Consider the following 16,500-nt stretch of genomic DNA (forward strand, 5'->3'; position numbering starts at 1 on the left):
GAAGCCTTCCGCATCCGCTATCAAGCGCCCACACTTATCGGTTGTTTGTTTGTTAAAGAACTGGCCGCGGTTCGCTTTGCTTACCGCGTCGCTGCGTTGTCTGCAGCAGAGAAACGAGATTATGAAGAACAATCCGCGTTTCGTCAACAGGTTTCGCAAACTTTCTTTGCTGCGGCCGGCGCCTGAACACGGCTCGCCAACCTCCCCTGCCAACCCCCGCAACCCTGGTCCCGTCTGCGTTGCAGCGGTCTTTGTGTGGCGAAGGGGGCGAATCTTAAGGGACTCCGCCGGTCCTGGCAAGGCTTTTCGGAAATGATTTTGATGCAGCCAAAAAGTAACCTACAAGCCACACAAATCACGCATTAGCGGCAGCTCCAGTGCATTCGGCAATCCCGGTCACCTGCATCGCCCAACCCTCGCTTCTGCCAACGACCTCTCCACATACGCAGGAACACCATCCCGCAGGAGATCGCTCGCCAGCGACGGCTCCGTCGCTGCAATATATACGGACACGCGCGCCGGCGAGCCGGACACGTCCATGTTCTATCTATATATAAGGAAAGGAGGAGTTTGCATGAGCATCCGCATCGTCAGACTGGGCTCAGCCAGGGCACCAAACGAAGGCATCCGTATCGGCACCGTACGCAGACCGCCGCGCGGCGTACCAAAGGCAGAATTCGCCACCCGTGACTTTTACGATGTGTGGTTTCCGAATCTATCGCCGTCCGCCGAGCTGGTCGCGGAGGCACTTGCCATACAGGGCGAAGGAAGCGAGAAAGCCTGGCGCGCGTTCGAGCGGCACTTTCGGGCAGAGATGGCCCGACCGGATGCGAGCCGGACGCTCGACCTGCTGGCCGCAATATCCCGGCAAACGAATTTTTCGCTGGGCTGTTATTGCGAGCAGGAAGAGCGGTGCCACCGTTCTATCCTGCGCGCCTTGCTGGAGGCACGCGGGGCGGCAATCACTCCGTAGAGGTCAGACAGCCTTGTGCCCGCGCGCGCAGGAACGGCGAAACAAGGCGCGCAGGCCGGCCCACTGAACGGGTAGAAGCGGAGTGGAGCGGCGCACGGCGTCGCGCTGGGCGTAGTGGGTAAGCAACTGCTCACCAACCGACTGCCGGAAATAGGAAGGCGCCGGGTAGTCCATGGTCAATCCCGATTGTGGTTCAACAGGACTGTTAGTATACCGAATATTGGTGCACTGCGTCATACTGGGGCGGCATCCACCCCAATGCGGTGCAGAAACGAGCCTCGCGCCTGCGCTTCGGGCCTTGTGGAATAAGGCACAAAACCGAATCCGGCTATCGATCGCGGTACAAAGGGAAAAAGCGCGGTGTTCGTATACCAAATACCGCAACACGGCGATCGATGTGCACCGACTAGCCGGGGCTCACGGCGCTATTGCCGCGCTTGGCCGCATCGCCCGGCCCGTCGCCCTTCACCGCGCTGGCCTCGCCCGCGGCCATCTCTTCTGCCGCCTTTGCCGCACTATAGACGTGGCGGGTAGCCAGCAGCGCTGCCAGATCGGCATCGCCTGCAATAACTGCTTGCAGAATCTGCGCATGCTCTTCCCAGTTCTGCCGGGCGCGCGTCACATTCGCCGGAGCGAACAGCAAACCCGTGCGCTCCCGTAGCGTGCGCACCATATCCTGCAGCACGCTGTTGGCGGCGATATTGCCCAGCACTTCATGGAAGCGGGAATTCAGCTCGATAAAGCGGTCCGAACGACCGCTTGCCGCGGCCTCGGTGCCTTGGCGCAGCACTTCATTCAGCTCCGCGACCAAGGCTGGATCCCGGCGCTGGGCAGCCAGCTTGGCATTCAGACCTTCCAGCGTGGCCCGCACTTCGACCATTTCCTTCGCGATATTGGGCGATAGCGTTGCCACCGAAGCGCCTCGCCTCGGCTCGATGCGGACCAGACCCTCCGCAGCGAGCGCGCGCAGTGCTTCCCGCACCGGGATGCGTGACACACCCAGTTCCGTGGACAACTTGTTCTCGACCAGGCGGTCGCCCTGCTTGTACTGCCCGCCCAGGATGCGCTCTCGCAGGGTGTCTGTGACCAGCGCGAACAAGGGGGAGTGCTGGGCGCCAAGGCTGGCGCCGGGAGAGTCCGAACCAGGAAGAGCGTGTTCGGTACCAATGGCGTCGGACATAGGTTCTGGCTTCAGTCGGCAAAAACGCCGTCTTCGGGCAAGGTGCGCGTACGCGCCTTCGCGGACGGTCATCAAGGAATCGGGAACCATCGCGCCATCCCGTAAGGATCTCGGGCGCAGCGGTATTGTCCGCATTGTATACCGACGAACCGCCGTTTTTGCGTAACACCGATCACCCGCGCCGGCTTCGCGTACCAGCAGCCCTGGCCTCCAGGCCAGCGGCAGTTCGAGCGACGGCTCACGCTATGATGCGAGGGCCCGCATCATCCCCGCCTCAAACCCCTCCCGCTATTCGCCGATGGCACTCAACCTGGTCTGGCTTTCTTTCTTCCTGCTCGCTTTCGTCGTCGCCTGCATCCGCCTGGCGATGGGAGATACCACGGTGTTTCCGGCGATGCTGGCAAGCCTGTTCGACAACGCACGCACGGCCTTCGAGATTTCCCTGGGCCTGGCAGGCGTGATGAGCCTGTGGCTCGGCATCATGCGGATTGGCGAACGCGCCGGCGTGGTCGACACCTTCGCACGCACGGTCAATCCGCTGCTGCGCCACTTTTTCCCGGGCGTGCCGCAAGGGCATCCGGCGCAAGGGGCGATGATGATGAATGTGTCGGCAAATATGCTGGGGCTCGACAATGCCGCCACGCCGCTCGGGCTGAACGCCATGCGGGAGCTGCAGTCGCTGAATCCCAGCCCCGACACGGCCAGCAACGCGCAGATCATGTTCATTGTGCTGAATACGGCCGGCCTGACCCTGATCCCGACCTCGGTGATCGCGATGCGGCAGGCCATCGCCGTCAAGCAGGGGCTGGTCGGATTCAATGCGGCCGACATTTTCCTGCCCACCCTGCTCGCTACTTGCATCTCTTGCGTGGCGGGCTTGCTGGCGGTGGCGTGGGCGCAGCGGCTCAATCTGCTCAAGCCGGCGGTACTGGGCACACTCGGCCTGCTGTCGGCCACCGTCACAGCCCTCTTCCTGTGGCTGCGGCATGCGCCGCCTGAGCAGGTAAGCACTGCCACGGCACTGGCCGGCAGCGGCTTCATCCTGACCTTGATCGTAGTCTTCCTGGTTTGCGGCGCCGTGCGGGGCGTGAACGTCTACGATGCCTTTGTCGACGGAGCCAAGGAGGGCTTCGGCGTCGCGGTGCAGATCATTCCTTACCTGGTCGCCATCCTGGTGGCGATCGGGTTGTTCCGCGTCACCGGATGCATGGATGTCCTGATGAAATGCCTCACGGCTGGCTTCGCCTCGCTGGGACTCGACACTGCCTTCGTACCCGCACTGCCGGTGGGGCTGATGAAGATCCTGTCGGGCGCGGGCGCTCGCGGGCTGATGATCGACGTAATGACCACGTACGGCGTCGAGTCCTTCCAGGGCAAGCTGGCCGCCATCATCCAGGGATCGACCGAAACCACCTTCTACGTGCTGGCGGTGTATTTCGGCAGCGTCAATATCCGCAATACGCGGCATGCACTGGCCTGCGCCTTGTTCGCGGACCTGGCCGGCTTATGTGGCGCAGTAGCGATTGCCTACCTGTTCTTCCGCTGAAATGGGCGCGCCACACGCGATGAAAACGAGCCAGAGAAGCCAGAAGACCCCGCCTTCCGTGTATTGAACCGTTAAGGTGTTGCGTGAATGCAACATGTTTGTGAAGTCAGACACGCTTGGCCCACAAGCGGCTTGGTGCGTCGCAACAAATCATATATAGTGGAGTCTGTCTCCTCCACCACCTCGGTGGATTCCAACCCGCGCACGAAACTGCGCGGGTTTTTTTTGCCCGTTTTTTGCCGTTAACCTCGGTTTGCCATTGCTGGATTGGACTCCGGCCTGGCTGACGGGCACTCGTCGCGGTCGCACCAAAGGGGCTCCATTCACGCACCAGAGGAACGCGCGACTGCACCGAGGCGGGGTGAAACGCGGATTTTTCCGCGTTATGTTGCATCGCAGCATCCGATCCCGTAGAGTCAGCCCATCCCGGCGCCTAGTACGAAAAATCCATGCTTCGGGCGCCCACCCTCTTTTTTCGACATGATTTCCGCGCTGCGCTTGCCCCGCCCCGACGCACTGATGCTACAGCGAGGCCTGGTCTACGCTTTCTCGTTCCTGGCCCTGGCCAGCATGGGATGGCTTACCGGGCAGCCGGGGTATCTGTGGGCAGCAACCGCATCGATCTGGACTTGCCTGGCCGACCGCCGCGGCACTGCCGGCGAGCGCCTGGCCGCGCTGGGCTCGGTGGGTATCGGGGGCGCTGCGGCCTGCGCCCTGGGTGCGGCCGTGGCTACCACGCCATGGGCCGCGCTGGCGGTCGTGCTGGTGGCTGGAATGGCCGCCGGCCTGGCGGAAACGCGGGGGAATGTCGCCGCCCTGTCGGCCAAGCTGCTCTATGTGGTACTGATCGCCGCGTGCCTGCAACCGGCTGGAGACGCCACGCTGGCCATGCGCATCCTTGCGAGCAGCCAGGAGTTCCTGCTTGGCGGCGTTTTTGCCTGCCTGCTGAGCCTGGCCCTGATTCCTTCCGAGCGCGACGCGCGCCCACGCGCTGAAATCCTGTCGGTGTTCGACGCATTGCTGCGCTTCGCCACCGCATTGGCCGGCACCGACGCCGTGGACGACGCCACCGCCAGCAAGCGCGAGATCCGGGAGCGTATCGAGGCTGCGCGCCAGGCAATCCATGCGAGGCACAGCCTGCGCGACCCGCTGGGCCTGATGCACTATGCCTATGTGGTGAGCCTGGCCGATGCAATGTTCGCATTGCTGATCGTCACCGCGGAGCTGCGCAGCCGCGCCGACGGCATGTCCGCCAGCCGGAGCGATGGCATGGAAGAGAACGACAACCACTCGGCTCGGAAGCTGCCGCTGCATCACTTGCAACGCTGCGTTGCCGATATCCGGGTCCAGGTTGGCGAGGCACTGGCGCATCATGCCCCGGACCTGCCGTCGCTTTGCGCGGCTCTGGCCCATGAGTTGCGGCGTCTGCACGCACCCCTGGCCAATGCAGACGCACCGGCTTTGTACCAGGCCGCCCTGGGCACCCTGGCACGGTATCCGGGCTTCAGCGACTGGCGCAGCGAACACCGCTGGCCACGCCGCTCCTTCCGGCAGACATGGCAGCGCTGGCGTGCCGCCATGTCCGAGCACGCCGCACGCGACGCCCGCGTGGCCCGCCATGCGGTGCGGCTCGCACTGGCGGGCAGTCTGAGCCTGATGCCAGCGCAACTATGGAAGGTAGACCACGGTTATTGGGTCGCGGTCACCGTCATCATGGTGCTGAGCCCCCAACTGCAGACCACGCGCAGCATTTCGTTCCAGCGCTTCGCCGGCTCGCTGGCCGGCGCCCTGCTGGCGTGCGCAATCGGCCTGGCCCACCCGCCCGCACCGTTCGCGCTGGCGATCAGCGCGGCCTGCCTGGCCGCGGCCTATATCGGCCGCCTGGCCGGCAGCCCCGGCGCCTTTGCCCTGTGCCTGACGCCGGCCGTGATCCTGTTCTCCTGGGTTGGCGCGCCGGCAGCGAACAGCAGCCACTTTGCCGCGCTGCGCGGCATCGATACGGCACTGGGCTGCCTGATCGCCCTGGCTAGCTATTATGTGCTGGCACCGCGCGCCGAACTGTCGCGCGTCTACCGCCATAGCCTGGACGCGGTCGCGGCGAACGCGGTCTATCTGCGGGCGGCTTTTGCCGGCGCCGGTGCGTTCACGGCCTCGCCAACCCGCTCACCGGCTCCCACGCCTGCGCGAATGGAGACGCTGCGGGTAGCGGCCGGACGCACCTCGACCCGTGCCGAGCACACTTTGCAACAAGGCACCGCAGAACTGGCGCCGGAGCTGGCTGCGGAGTATGTCCAGCTGCACCTGACCGTGCGGCGCATGGCCGCGCTGGCGGGCCTGGTACGCGCCGGACTTGCGGCCGAGGCGGACACGGGCCTGCCGGCCCCTGCCACGTTGGCGGTACTGCAGGCCCTGGCGGCGCTGCTATCCGAGCTGGCCACGCACCCTGGCGCCAGCGCCGTGGCGGCCAGCCCGGGCGAGCCGTATGCCGAGGCCGCCTCGCCATTGGACAGGTTCCTGGCCGAACAGGCTGCCTTTGCCGCCGCCCAGGCCGGCACGGCCCACGCCGCCGTGGCCTCGATACGCCGGCTGGCCGCCGGCCAGCGCAAGGCCGCCAGCCACCGCCGCTTGCCGCAGCCCGGTTGAGCGGCGTCAATGGCAAGGCGTCCAGCGGCTTCACGGATCGGCGCGATCACCTAGAATGGTGTCATCCCTCAGCGACCGGTGTGAGGCACGCCATGCCCGAAATCTCCTTTCCCCGCAGCGTTCCCACCTATTGCGCGGCCAGCCTGACCCTGTCCTGCCCTGCCACTGTCAACGGCGAACCAACGCTGTATTCGATTACGGCAGAGGCGCTCGAAACGCATTTCGGTGCCATGTCGACGCGCAAGGAAGACCTGGTGCGAGCGTTCACCAGCCACCGGCAGCGCATCGAGCGCATTGCCGAAGACCTGTTCGAGCTGACCCAGGCGCGTGAAATCCTGCTGCGCAGCGGCCATATCCGCTTCGCCGCCTGAACGCCGCCAAGTGCGCGCAGGACTGGATGCCAGGAGCCCGGCAGCCGTGCTCTCGCAAACATGCGCCGCCCACCGGGATCAAGCTTCCATTGCCTTCCCGCGTACCAGCAGCACCGGTACGCTGGCTTGGCGAAGCACGGATTCGGCCACGCTGCCCAGCACCAGCCTGCGCACGCCGCGCCGACCATGGGTGCCGATCACGATCAGGTCCGCGCCCCAATCGCTCACGACTTCATTGACGGATCCGGCTATATCGCCCGCCACGGTCTGCTGCCTGACCAGCCGCGTCTGATGACGCACGCCTTGCGCGGCAAGCCGCTGCGCGGCCTTGGCCAGAGCCCGCTCACCACTGTCGGCCAGGGCCTGCAGCACCGGCGTCGGGTCGTAGTAGCCGGCATCGAACAGGATCTGGCCGTTATCAACAACATACAGGGCGAGCACTTCCGCGTCGCCGGGACCGGCGACCCGGATTGCCTCGGTCAGCGCCAGGTCGGACGTTGCGCTGCCATCCACCGCCACCACGATCTTCTTGTATGCCGCATCCGTCATTGCTGTTTGCTCCAGGGAAAACAGGGATAGTGACGGAAGCGCCATTGCTATCCGCCAGCATCGATACTACTCGCCTCAGCGCAAAGTTGCCGCTACGCTACTTCCCCCAGCGCTGCGGGAGCAGCACGCCGGATCACTGGGACAGCGGGGAGTCCGGAGCGCGCGCACCCGAGTCGACGATTACCAGGTAGCGGCCCGGCCGGGCCACGGGGGTGCGATCACGCGCAAGGATCCAGAGCGAGTCGCCGCGTCCGGCCGCGGCCAGATAATCCGCATCGATCAGACCGTAGTGGTCGAGCAGGCGGTTGAGCGTGGCTGGAATCCGCACGCACCCCTTGGAAGCCGGGCGGCCGAGGCGCGGCTCCAGCCGGGCGGGATCGGTTGCGTGCATCTGCAGGCGCATCTGGCTCTCCCCGCCCTTGCCCCAGCCACGCCGGGCATCGACCCAGCCGAAGTCATAGACGCGCATGCCGCTGACGCCATAGCCGCGGATCCCGTTCTCGTTGTAGGTACCTTCGGCACGGAAATCGAGGTTCTCCATGCTGTGGGCGAACACGCCGACAGGCGTGATGAAGTGGTTGAATGCCCCTGGCTTGCCCGTCGATACGGGGGTGGCGCCGACCCATTGCCAGGGTGCGCGCTCATCGGTTCGCGCGAACAGCATGGCCGCCTGGACGCGCGGGTTGCGGTCAACCAGCACCGCCCAGTCGCCGGCGTCTGCTTCCTGGCCGCCGGCCTGCAGCGCCGAGGCCAGCAGATCGGCGTACCGCGTGGCGACGGCGGCCGGCAGGCTCAGATGGCGGGATACCTGCCGCACAAAGGCTTGCCGGACCATGCTGAGTTCATTGGCCGCGGCAAGCGGCACCTGGATTGCGGACAGCGCCAATAGCGCGAAGATGGCAAGCCGGCGCCCCCCCCGGGCGCCGGCACGCCCAAGGCGAGCATGCGGCATGATTGCCTCCATTCATAACGCCCCACGACTGGGCGACTGCCTTTCCGAGCGATGGAAAGGGTGTCGCGCAGTGATCCATCGGGATCCATTCCCGCGCGAACCGCACCAGGGCGGGCGAGCTATCCGGCCACCCTGCCCGGTTCAGGCAGGGAGCCTCTTTCTATATAAGACCGCGAATATGCCGACAATTTCCTCTCGCCATGCGGCGCCGGGTCTGCGGCAAGCGCTGCCGCTCGCCGAAGCGCCATGGGGCCTTGAGAGAACATTACAATGGAAGCGCTCCCAAGGGCTCGCAGCATGGACGGAACGCGCACGACGCAGTCCGGTGGATGAGCCGCTCCGCCACGGCCCCTGCGTTTGAGGCCTGAGGCCCTTCGCATCCATATACAATCACGCCCATGCAATACATCCATGTCGTCAACGGTGACGTAGCGGGCAACACGCTGCGACAAGCCCTCGCCCAGGCCGCCCGGCCCGACCCGGTCGTCGTGCTGCGCGACGATCTCGCCGTCGGGCCGCTTGCCGACGTCGACAGCAGCGGACTCATCCGCTCCGGCTTCTGGCAGCGCGTGGCGCCCCACAGCGATATCGACTTCGCCGCCGAAATGCACCAGGCGCTCGACCAGCTGCACGGGCTGCGCAAGGACGAACTGGAGGTCGCCATCTGGCATGGCCAGAGCGCATCCGACCAGCTGATGCTGCGCCGGGTGGTATTCCACCTCTACCAGTCGCCCCAGCGCATCAACGAAGTCGCCATGGATCTGCGCGAGCTGGAAGTCCCCGCGCGCGGCAATCTGGCTGCCATCGGCATGTACCCCGCGGCCCGCCTGGCGCGCCGCTTCTCCACCATCGCACCGGTCTCGGTACTGCGTCTGGGCCGCCTGGGCTACGAGTGGCAGCAGAACGTCAAGGAGAACGCCGACGTGCGCTTGTGGAAAGGCAATACGCTGGTGCCCGCGGCCTATCACACGGTGGATGAAGTGATCCTGGAACGCGCCCCGCTGGAGTGGGCGCCAGCCGCGCAGGTGGTGGGCGCTGTGATGGGCGCGATCGAGGGCCTGCTGGCCAGCGACTGGTTCGTGTTCTGGCGCTGTCGGGAACTGATCGGCGCCGGCCAGCTCGTGCTGCGCGGCAACGCCGATTCGCTGCAGACCTGCGAGCTGCGCCGCAACCTGGCCTCCGGCGGCGAATAGGCGAACGTCTACATGGCCCGAACCAAGGCACCCGATTTCGAGGCACAGCGCGAGCAGATCCTGGAACTGGCCGCCGCCGCCTTCGCCGCGAGCAGTTATCCAAGTACCTCGATGGCCGACCTGGCCGCCGCCTGCGGCACCTCTAAGGCCCGCCTCTATCACTACTACGAGAGCAAGGAAGCGATCCTGTTCGACCTGCTCGACCGCTACACGCGCCGGCTGATGCTGATCGTGACGGAGGTCGAAGCCGAGGCCGAGCGCCAGGGCCACAGCGAGGTGGACAGCTTCGCCAACCTGATCCGTGCCTTCCTGGCCGAGTACGAAACCTCGCAAACCCGGCACGTCGCCCTCATCAACGACGTCAAGTTCCTGGCCGAAGAGCAGCGCGACCAGATCCTCAAGCGCGAGCGCGACGTGGTGGCCGCCTTCTCGCGCCAGCTGCGCCGCGCCTATCCGGAACGCGTCACCCACGACAACCAGGCTGCGCTGACCATGACCGTGTTCGGCATGATCAACTGGACTTTCACCTGGCTCAAGCCGGGCGGCAAGCTGTCCTACGCGGACTTCGCCGAGATGGTGATCGACCTGCTCGCGGGCGGGCTGCCGGGGGCGCGTGCCGGCGTCGCGGTACCGCCGCGCGATGCCGCATAGCGCCGGCGATCGGCGCTGAGGCGCTGGGGATCAGGACCAGTCCTCCTCTTCCCGCCGGCGGCGCTGGTCCCGGTCCTGGCGGAACATCTCCTCCAGCTCGTCGCGCGCCTGGCGCGCCAGCGAGACCAGCTTCTTCTGGTCGGTGTAGTGCGGGTAGAAACGCTCGATCGCCGCGATGTTGTGGCGGCGGAACCTGAGCGCCACCGAACGCGCCTGGACCGGGTCGTAGCCCAGCCCTTCCAGCACGCGCCGTCCCAGCAACAGCGAACCTTCGAACACTTCACGCTCGAACAGATGCACGCCGCGGTCCTTGAGCTGGTAGACGTGCGACACATGGCGGGCCCGCGCGTAGATCTCCAGGTGCGGGAAGCGCGCGCGCACGCAGTCGATCAGTGCCAGGCTGTCTTCCATGCCATCGATAGCCACCACCAGGATGCGGGCGCGCTCGGCACCGGCGGACTCCAGCAGGTCCATGCGCGTGGCGTCGCCGTAGAAGACCTTGAAGTCATACTTGCGCAGGAACTCGATCTGGTCAGGGTCATGGTCCAGCACGGTGACGCCGATGCCCTGGGCATATAGCAGCCGGCCGATGATCTGGCCGAAGCGGCCAAAACCAGCGATCAGCACGGGGTTGTCCTGTGACGCGATCACGTCGTCCGGCCGCCGCGCCAGCCGGGCCAGCCGTGGCGCCACCAGGCGGTCATAGGCGAGCAGGAGCAGCGGCGTGGCCACCATCGAGAGCGCTACCACCAGCACCAGCAGGGCCTGGGTACGCTCCGGCAGCAATCCCGCGCCGCCCGCCACGCCGAACACCACGAAGGCAAATTCGCCGCCCTGCGAAATCAGCAGCGCGAACAGCAGCCATTGGCCCCGCGCAATGCCGAAGCGCGGCGCCAGCACGGCCAGCGTCACGGTCTTCAGCAGCACGAAGCCCACCACCAGGGCGGCGACCTGCACCGGCGCCTGCATCAGCACGCCGAAGTCGATCGACATCCCGACCGCCATGAAGAAGAGACCCAGCAGCAAGCCCTTGAATGGCTCCAGGTCGGCCTCGAGCGCATGGCGATACTCGGAGTCGGCCAGCAGCACGCCGGCCAGGAAGGTACCCAGCGCCATCGACAGTCCAACCGCATCCATCATCAAGGCGATGCCCACCACCAGCAACAGCGCGAAGGCCGTGAACATCTCGCGCATATCGGTGCGGGCGATAAAGCGCAACGCAGGGCGGACCAGGTAGCGCCCGCCCACCACCACGGCGCCGATCACGCCGACCGCCTTGGCCGCCCCAAGCCAGCCCGCCGCGCCATGCGGCCCTGCCTCCGCGCCTCCGGCCGCCAGCAAGGGCAGCAACGCGATCATCGGAATCGCGGCGACGTCCTGGAACAGCAGGATGCCGAAGCCGGCGGCACCCGCGGGCGTGCCGAACAGGTTGCGCTCGGACAGCGTGGCCAGCGCGATCGCGGTAGACGAGAGCGCCAGGCCGAGGCCTGCCACCAGCGCCACTTGCCAGGGTGCCCCGACCAGCACCGCGGCACCGCCGATCAGCAAGGCGCAGGCAGCCATCTGCGCGCCGCCGTAGCCAAATATCACGCGGCGCAGCTCCCACAGTTTCTTGGGCTCCAGTTCCAGGCCGATCACAAACATCATCAGCACCACGCCGAACTCGGAAAAGTGCAGGATGGATTCGACGTTGGTGACCAGCCGCAGGGCCCAGGGCCCGATCGCCACGCCGGCCAGCAAATAACCGAGCACCGCGCCCAGGCCGAAGCGGCGCGCCACCGGCACCGCCACCACGGCCGCGACCAGGAAGACCACCAGGGCCACCAGGAAATCGTGTTGTTCCATGGCCGGCCCCTCAGCTTGCGGCAGCGCCCGCGGCGCCGCTCAGCACACCGGAAACCCGGCCGATATGGTCAGCCAGGGCCTGGGCATCGACCTGGTCGGCGTCATGCAGCACCAGGGGCGGCAGCCAGCTCATCCCGCACAGCACGGCAGTCTGCGCCAGCGGCAGCATGTACTCCTCGATCGTGTGGCCATGCGTACCGTCGGGTCCGTAGGAGTCCGCGTGGCCGCCGGTGCTGGCCACCACCAGCAGGGACTTGCCCCGTAACGCCGTGCCGCCAGGGCCGTAGGCCCAGCCGCTCTCAAGGACTTCGTCCACCCACAGCTTGAGCAGGGCCGGCATGCTGTACCACTGCACCGGAAACTGCAGCACCAGTGTGCCCGCCCGCGCCAGCGCGAGCTGCTCCGCGACGACATCGATGTCGTAGTCGGTATAGCTACGGTACAGATCGCGGACGGTTACATGGGGCAGCGCTTCCAGCGCCGACGCCAGTGGACGGTTGACCCGGGACAGGTGCGGCCTGGGATGGGCATAGATGACGAGAATCGGGGGCTCTGCCTTGGGGTCCACGAAAAATCCTGAAAAAAATCCTGTGGGAAGAAGGCACGAGGCCAAAAAGAACTTCAAAAATCACATTTTGATGTGAGCAATTGCCCGCCCATACGCCCACGCAAATGGGCAAGAGCGAGACCAACGGCAGCCGCATGCTTTGCCGCGTTGCAGCAAACCCACACCCCAAGCCGTCGCGGCCAGCGGCAAATCGGCGCTAACCCATTGATTTTGCTAAGCTAACACGGAATTTACAAAATGCCACAAGGTTCTGCCAGCCCCAACCTTACGCCGAACTGACAATTCCACTACAATACTTTCTGCAATGCAGCAAGATAGTGTTTGCCCTTGCCCCTCTCAGGGAACGCCGAAAGTGCATGGGCGAACACCCGTTGAGTGCTATTTTTATACTTGAATACATCGTAAGGAATCAAAGTGAATCCGCTCGAACTGAGCAAGGCCGTCGGGGCCGTATCCGACGAAGATCTCCGCCGTGCAGCCGCAGCCGCGCAAGCCTCGCATCGCCCCACCACCCTGGTGCGCGAGTTGGCAGCGCATCATCGCTCGCGTCTGCTGAAGCATTTCCTCGCCCTGGGCGAGGAGGATCGCCTGCTCCGTTTTGGCCAGTCCGTCGGCGATCACGTGATCGAAGCCTACGTCGACAGCATTGATTTCGACCACGACACCGTATTCGGCGTCTACGACGAACACCTGGTACTGATCGGCGTGGGCCACTTCGCCAACCTGCGCGACAACACGCAGGGCCGCGTGGCCGAATTCGGCGTTTCCGTGTCGCAGAGCGCCCGTGGCCGCGGCATCGGCAGTGCGCTGTTCGAGCGTGCGGCCATGCATGGCCGCAACAGCAACGTGCGCACCCTGTACATGCACTGCCTGTCGCGCAATTCGGCCATGATGCACATCGCCAAGAAGGCCGGCATGAAAGTCCAGTACGCCTATGGCGAGGCCGATGCCTACCTGGAACTGCCGCCCGCGGATACCGTCAGCCGGTTGACCGAGGCACTCGACGAGCAGGTAGCCGACCTCGACTATATGCTGCGCCGCAATCTGCGCGACGCCCGCCGTTTCGGCCTGCGCTTCTGGCGCTCGATGCTGCCGCAGAAGGGTACCGCCTGACCCGCGGCCCCTGCGGCACCGACAGGCATCGCAAGCATGGCGCGCCCGCCCGGCGCGCCATTTTCATATGCGGGCTGTAGTCCTCAGCCTTCCGCCACCGGCAGCGCGGTGGTGTCCTTGATGCTTTCGAGGGCGAAGCTCGAGCGCACGTCGATCACCGCCGGGTGGGCCAGCAGATGGTCCTTCATGAAGCGCGCGAAGTGCTCCATGTCTTCCACGTACACCTTGAGCAGCAGGTCCATCTCGCCCGTCATGGCGTGGCAGGCCGCCACCTCGGGCCAGATCGCAATGGAGGCGCGGAACAGGTCCAGCGGCGCCTTGCCCTTGGGCGCGCCGCCGTGTTTCTCCAGCCGCACATTGATATAGGCCAGCAAACCCAGCCCGATCTTTCCCGGCTCCAGCAGCGCCGCATACTGGCGGATCACGCCAATCTCCTCCAACCGGCGAATGCGCCGCAGGCAGGGGCTGGGCGACAGGTTCACGCGCTCGGCCACCTCCAGGTTGGTCAACCTCCCGTTGGTCTGCAGCACCTCCAGGATCTTCCTGTCGATCTTGTCCAGCTCCACCTTGCTCACGATATTGTTGCTCCGCAATATGTTTGTCGGCAATTTTTTTGCGCAAATTTAGCAAACCGTGCACAAGTACGCAATTTTTTATGGTGTGCGGGTCATCCACCCTGCCCGCTCCTCCCTCCGGCCCCCTTCGCCACGGGCGGCGGGCTCGAATACACGGTACCCTCCGCCATCGCCCACGAGCGCCGTCCGGAAGCAGGATGCCGCCGCTGCCCGCCGCCGTGCCCTGGAACCGGGCGCGCGGGCTCCGGCCACAGCAGCGGCCGGATGGTGCAGAGCATGCCGGCCATCAAGGGTGTTGTCGATTCGCTGGCCCATCTGGTCGCCGTTAGGAAGGCAAGGATGGTGCCAAGTCCGCCGGTATGAGCAATGCCGGTATCCCGGCCTGGTCTTCCAGGCGCTCGCCCGGCGCAAGGGCTGCCGGGGCTTCGGCTAACACTGCCTCGAGATCAAGGCGCCTTTCGGTTCGGGAAATCGAGTAGGGTGAGGGGTCACCCCCTCAGCCCTCTCACACCACCGTACGTGCGGTTCCGCATACGGCGGTTCACAAGCGAGACTGCAGGCGCTGCTGGGTATCAAGCAGCGAGACCAGCCCCATGGCGTCGAAGTAGCGCTTATGGAACGCGGTGTTCATATGACTAGCCCCCGCATTCCACCATGGCCCATGACCATTGCGGGCCGAATGCCACGCGCGATCCTTCGTTAATCCCTGCCGACGCAGCATCACAGTGCGGGTAGCACGTCTCTTGGCCTGCCTCCATAGCAAGCAGCGCAGCCGTCGTCGCACCCACCCGTCCAGCGTCTCCAACACCCCTTTCGCTTCCGTGTATTGGAAGTACCCGATCCACCCGCGCAGCACCGGATTCAGCACTGCAATCGTATGGGCCAGGCTCCCCCCTCGCCCCGGACGCACCAACTCCCGTACCCGGGCCGTTAGCCTGCTTAGGCTTTCCGCCGCGATACGAAGCCGCGGCTGACGCTGCCCTGTCAGGCTGTAACCCAGGAACTTGCGCGCCCAAGGTCGTGCACACGCGCTCTTGCCCTCATTGACCCGCAGCTTCAGCCGCTCCTCCAGGAATGCTGTCATGCCGGCCAACAACTGCTGCCCTGCCGTCTCGCTGCGCACATAGACATTGCAGTCGTCCGCGTAACGACAGAACGCGAGGCCCCGCTTCTCCAGCTCACGGTCCCAATCCGTCAGCAGGATATTCGACAGCAACGGCGACAGCGGCCCGCCTTGCGGCGTGCCTTGCCTCCTTGCCTCGACCATCCCACCACGCATCAGCCCCGCTTCCAGATACCGCCGGATCAGCTTGAGCACCCGGACCTCCTTCACTTGCCGCGCCACCCGCGACATCAGGATGTCGTGGTTGACCCGGTCGAAGAACTTCTCCAGGTCGATGTCCACCACCCAGCGCCGGCCTTCCCGCACATACCGCTGTGCCTGCAAGACCGCCTGCTGAGCGCTGCGCCCCGGCCTGAAGCCGTAGCTCGACTCGGAGAATCCCGGCTCAAAGATCGGTTGGAGAACTTGCAGCAGCGCCTGCTGGATCAGCCGGTCCACCACCGTCGGGATGCCCAGTGTCCTCACCCCGCCCGCAGGCTTGGGGATCTCCACCGCGCGCACCGCCTGCGGGATGTATTGGCCGGTCAACAGCGCCACCTTGACGCTCGGCCAGTGCACCTTCAGCCAGTCGCGCAACGCCGTCACCGCCAGGGCATCCACCCCGGCCGCGCCGCCGTTGCTGACCACCTTCCGGTACGCCAGCCACATGTTGCCCTTCTCGACCACCGCCTCCATCAGCGATGGCGCCCGCGCTTTCGTTTGCCCGACAGCCGCCGTGCCAGCCTCCGCACCCCCATCGGCCCCAGGCAGGTTCCGCCTGCCGTCCTCCGCTGTGGGCTGCACTCGTTCGTGCATTTGGGCTTCGTCGGTAAGCATCGAGGTCTGTCGTCCTAATCGCGCTCGTTCATGTTCGGCCCTTCAGCGCCAACCGCTCGCCTACTATGGCCTCTGCTGACTTCTGCACCGCCATCCCGACGCCTCTCGACGTCGGTAGCACCATGGCAGCGGTGCAGATCTCCCCGGGTATGACGCACTCACCTTCATGCTTATGCCTGTCGGATTTACGCCGCATCGTTCCGTGCAAGTATTGGGCTTCAGCAATTACGGCTACCTCACCCCAATACGGCGCCTCGTATCCGCTTCCTGTTCGTCAGGCCAGCGCTTTGCCTCGGGCTTCCTTCAGACCCCCAGTCGCCCGGGGAACCCTTGCCTCTGGCTAACACTTCCCCTTGCCGGGTGTGTAAGGGACTTGCACCCTCAAGTGAGTGCGCCCTGCCG

15 protein-coding genes are annotated in these 16,500 nt (G+C 65.4%); 8 read left to right on the top strand and 7 right to left on the bottom strand.

From position 1 onward, the window contains the following. A partial coding sequence (locus AC3FOF_RS43625; RefSeq protein ID WP_488730217.1) for a hypothetical protein occupies positions 1–186 on the top strand: 186 nt, incomplete at its 5' end. 388 nt (positions 187–574) lie between these two features. Next, entirely contained in the window at positions 575–973 is a 399-nt protein-coding gene (locus AC3FOF_RS43630; RefSeq protein ID WP_488730218.1) for a DUF488 domain-containing protein, read from the top strand. Positions 974–1,379: 406 nt separating this feature from the next. Here the strand turns inward: AC3FOF_RS43630 and AC3FOF_RS43635 are convergent, their stop codons facing one another. Next, the gene (locus tag AC3FOF_RS43635; RefSeq protein WP_488730219.1) at positions 1,380–2,153 is read right to left on the bottom strand and encodes a GntR family transcriptional regulator; all 774 of its coding nucleotides are present in this window, start codon (positions 2,151–2,153) and stop codon (positions 1,380–1,382) included. 298 nt (positions 2,154–2,451) lie between these two features. On the opposite strand from AC3FOF_RS43635, the gene AC3FOF_RS43640 reads away from it, so the two are divergent. The 3 genes from AC3FOF_RS43640 (at position 2,452) to AC3FOF_RS43650 (ending at position 6,713) form a co-directional block, all read left to right on the top strand. Continuing rightward, a complete protein-coding gene (locus AC3FOF_RS43640) occupies positions 2,452–3,699 on the top strand; it encodes a nucleoside recognition domain-containing protein (RefSeq protein WP_488730220.1) in 1,248 nt (415 codons plus the stop codon). A gap of 519 nt (positions 3,700–4,218) precedes the next feature. Next, positions 4,219–6,342 (top strand): FUSC family protein, encoded by a 2,124-nt coding sequence (locus AC3FOF_RS43645; protein WP_488730221.1) that lies wholly within the window; start codon positions 4,219–4,221, stop codon positions 6,340–6,342. Between the two features lie 92 nt (positions 6,343–6,434). Beyond that, positions 6,435–6,713 (top strand): DUF1488 family protein, encoded by a 279-nt coding sequence (locus AC3FOF_RS43650; RefSeq protein WP_017224038.1) that lies wholly within the window; start codon positions 6,435–6,437, stop codon positions 6,711–6,713. A gap of 78 nt (positions 6,714–6,791) precedes the next feature. On the opposite strand, the gene AC3FOF_RS43655 is transcribed toward AC3FOF_RS43650, so the two are convergent. Together AC3FOF_RS43655 and AC3FOF_RS43660 are read right to left on the bottom strand one after the other, a co-directional pair. Then, a complete protein-coding gene (locus tag AC3FOF_RS43655; protein ID WP_017224039.1) occupies positions 6,792–7,262 on the bottom strand; it encodes a universal stress protein in 471 nt (156 codons plus the stop codon). A gap of 133 nt (positions 7,263–7,395) precedes the next feature. Then, on the bottom strand, positions 7,396–8,214 hold the full coding sequence (locus AC3FOF_RS43660) for a L,D-transpeptidase (RefSeq protein WP_276269104.1): 819 nt from the start codon (positions 8,212–8,214) through the stop codon (positions 7,396–7,398). Between the two features lie 398 nt (positions 8,215–8,612). Here AC3FOF_RS43660 and AC3FOF_RS43665 point away from each other — a divergent pair, with 398 nt between their 5' ends. Next, positions 8,613–9,407: a DUF1835 domain-containing protein gene (locus tag AC3FOF_RS43665; protein WP_017224041.1), complete on the top strand. Its 795-nt coding sequence runs from the start codon at positions 8,613–8,615 to the stop codon at positions 9,405–9,407. A gap of 12 nt (positions 9,408–9,419) precedes the next feature. After that, the gene (locus tag AC3FOF_RS43670; RefSeq protein ID WP_017224042.1) at positions 9,420–10,058 is read left to right on the top strand and encodes a TetR/AcrR family transcriptional regulator; all 639 of its coding nucleotides are present in this window, start codon (positions 9,420–9,422) and stop codon (positions 10,056–10,058) included. A gap of 30 nt (positions 10,059–10,088) precedes the next feature. Here AC3FOF_RS43670 and kefC read toward each other — a convergent pair whose 3' ends face one another. Together kefC and kefF are read right to left on the bottom strand one after the other, a co-directional pair. Beyond that, positions 10,089–11,903 carry a glutathione-regulated potassium-efflux system protein KefC gene (gene kefC, locus AC3FOF_RS43675; RefSeq protein ID WP_276269103.1) on the bottom strand — a complete coding sequence of 605 codons (1,815 nt, stop codon included), beginning with the start codon at positions 11,901–11,903 and terminating at the stop codon, positions 10,089–10,091. Positions 11,904–11,913: 10 nt separating this feature from the next. Continuing rightward, a complete protein-coding gene (gene kefF, locus AC3FOF_RS43680; protein ID WP_017224044.1) occupies positions 11,914–12,471 on the bottom strand; it encodes a glutathione-regulated potassium-efflux system oxidoreductase KefF in 558 nt (185 codons plus the stop codon). 414 nt (positions 12,472–12,885) lie between these two features. On the opposite strand from kefF, the gene AC3FOF_RS43685 reads away from it, so the two are divergent. Then, a complete protein-coding gene (locus AC3FOF_RS43685; RefSeq protein ID WP_017224045.1) occupies positions 12,886–13,584 on the top strand; it encodes a GNAT family N-acetyltransferase in 699 nt (232 codons plus the stop codon). An 83-nt stretch (positions 13,585–13,667) separates the two neighbouring features. Here AC3FOF_RS43685 and AC3FOF_RS43690 read toward each other — a convergent pair whose 3' ends face one another. Together AC3FOF_RS43690 and ltrA are read right to left on the bottom strand one after the other, a co-directional pair. Next, complete coding sequence (locus tag AC3FOF_RS43690) at positions 13,668–14,159, bottom strand: Lrp/AsnC family transcriptional regulator (RefSeq protein WP_035805264.1); 492 nt, start codon at positions 14,157–14,159, stop codon at positions 13,668–13,670. A 541-nt stretch (positions 14,160–14,700) separates the two neighbouring features. Next, positions 14,701–16,098 (bottom strand): group II intron reverse transcriptase/maturase, encoded by a 1,398-nt coding sequence (gene ltrA, locus AC3FOF_RS43695; RefSeq protein WP_276268756.1) that lies wholly within the window; start codon positions 16,096–16,098, stop codon positions 14,701–14,703. Between the last annotated feature and the right edge of the window lie 402 nt (positions 16,099–16,500).

The sequence above is a fragment of the Cupriavidus sp. 96C5-1 genome, assembly GCF_057798855.1.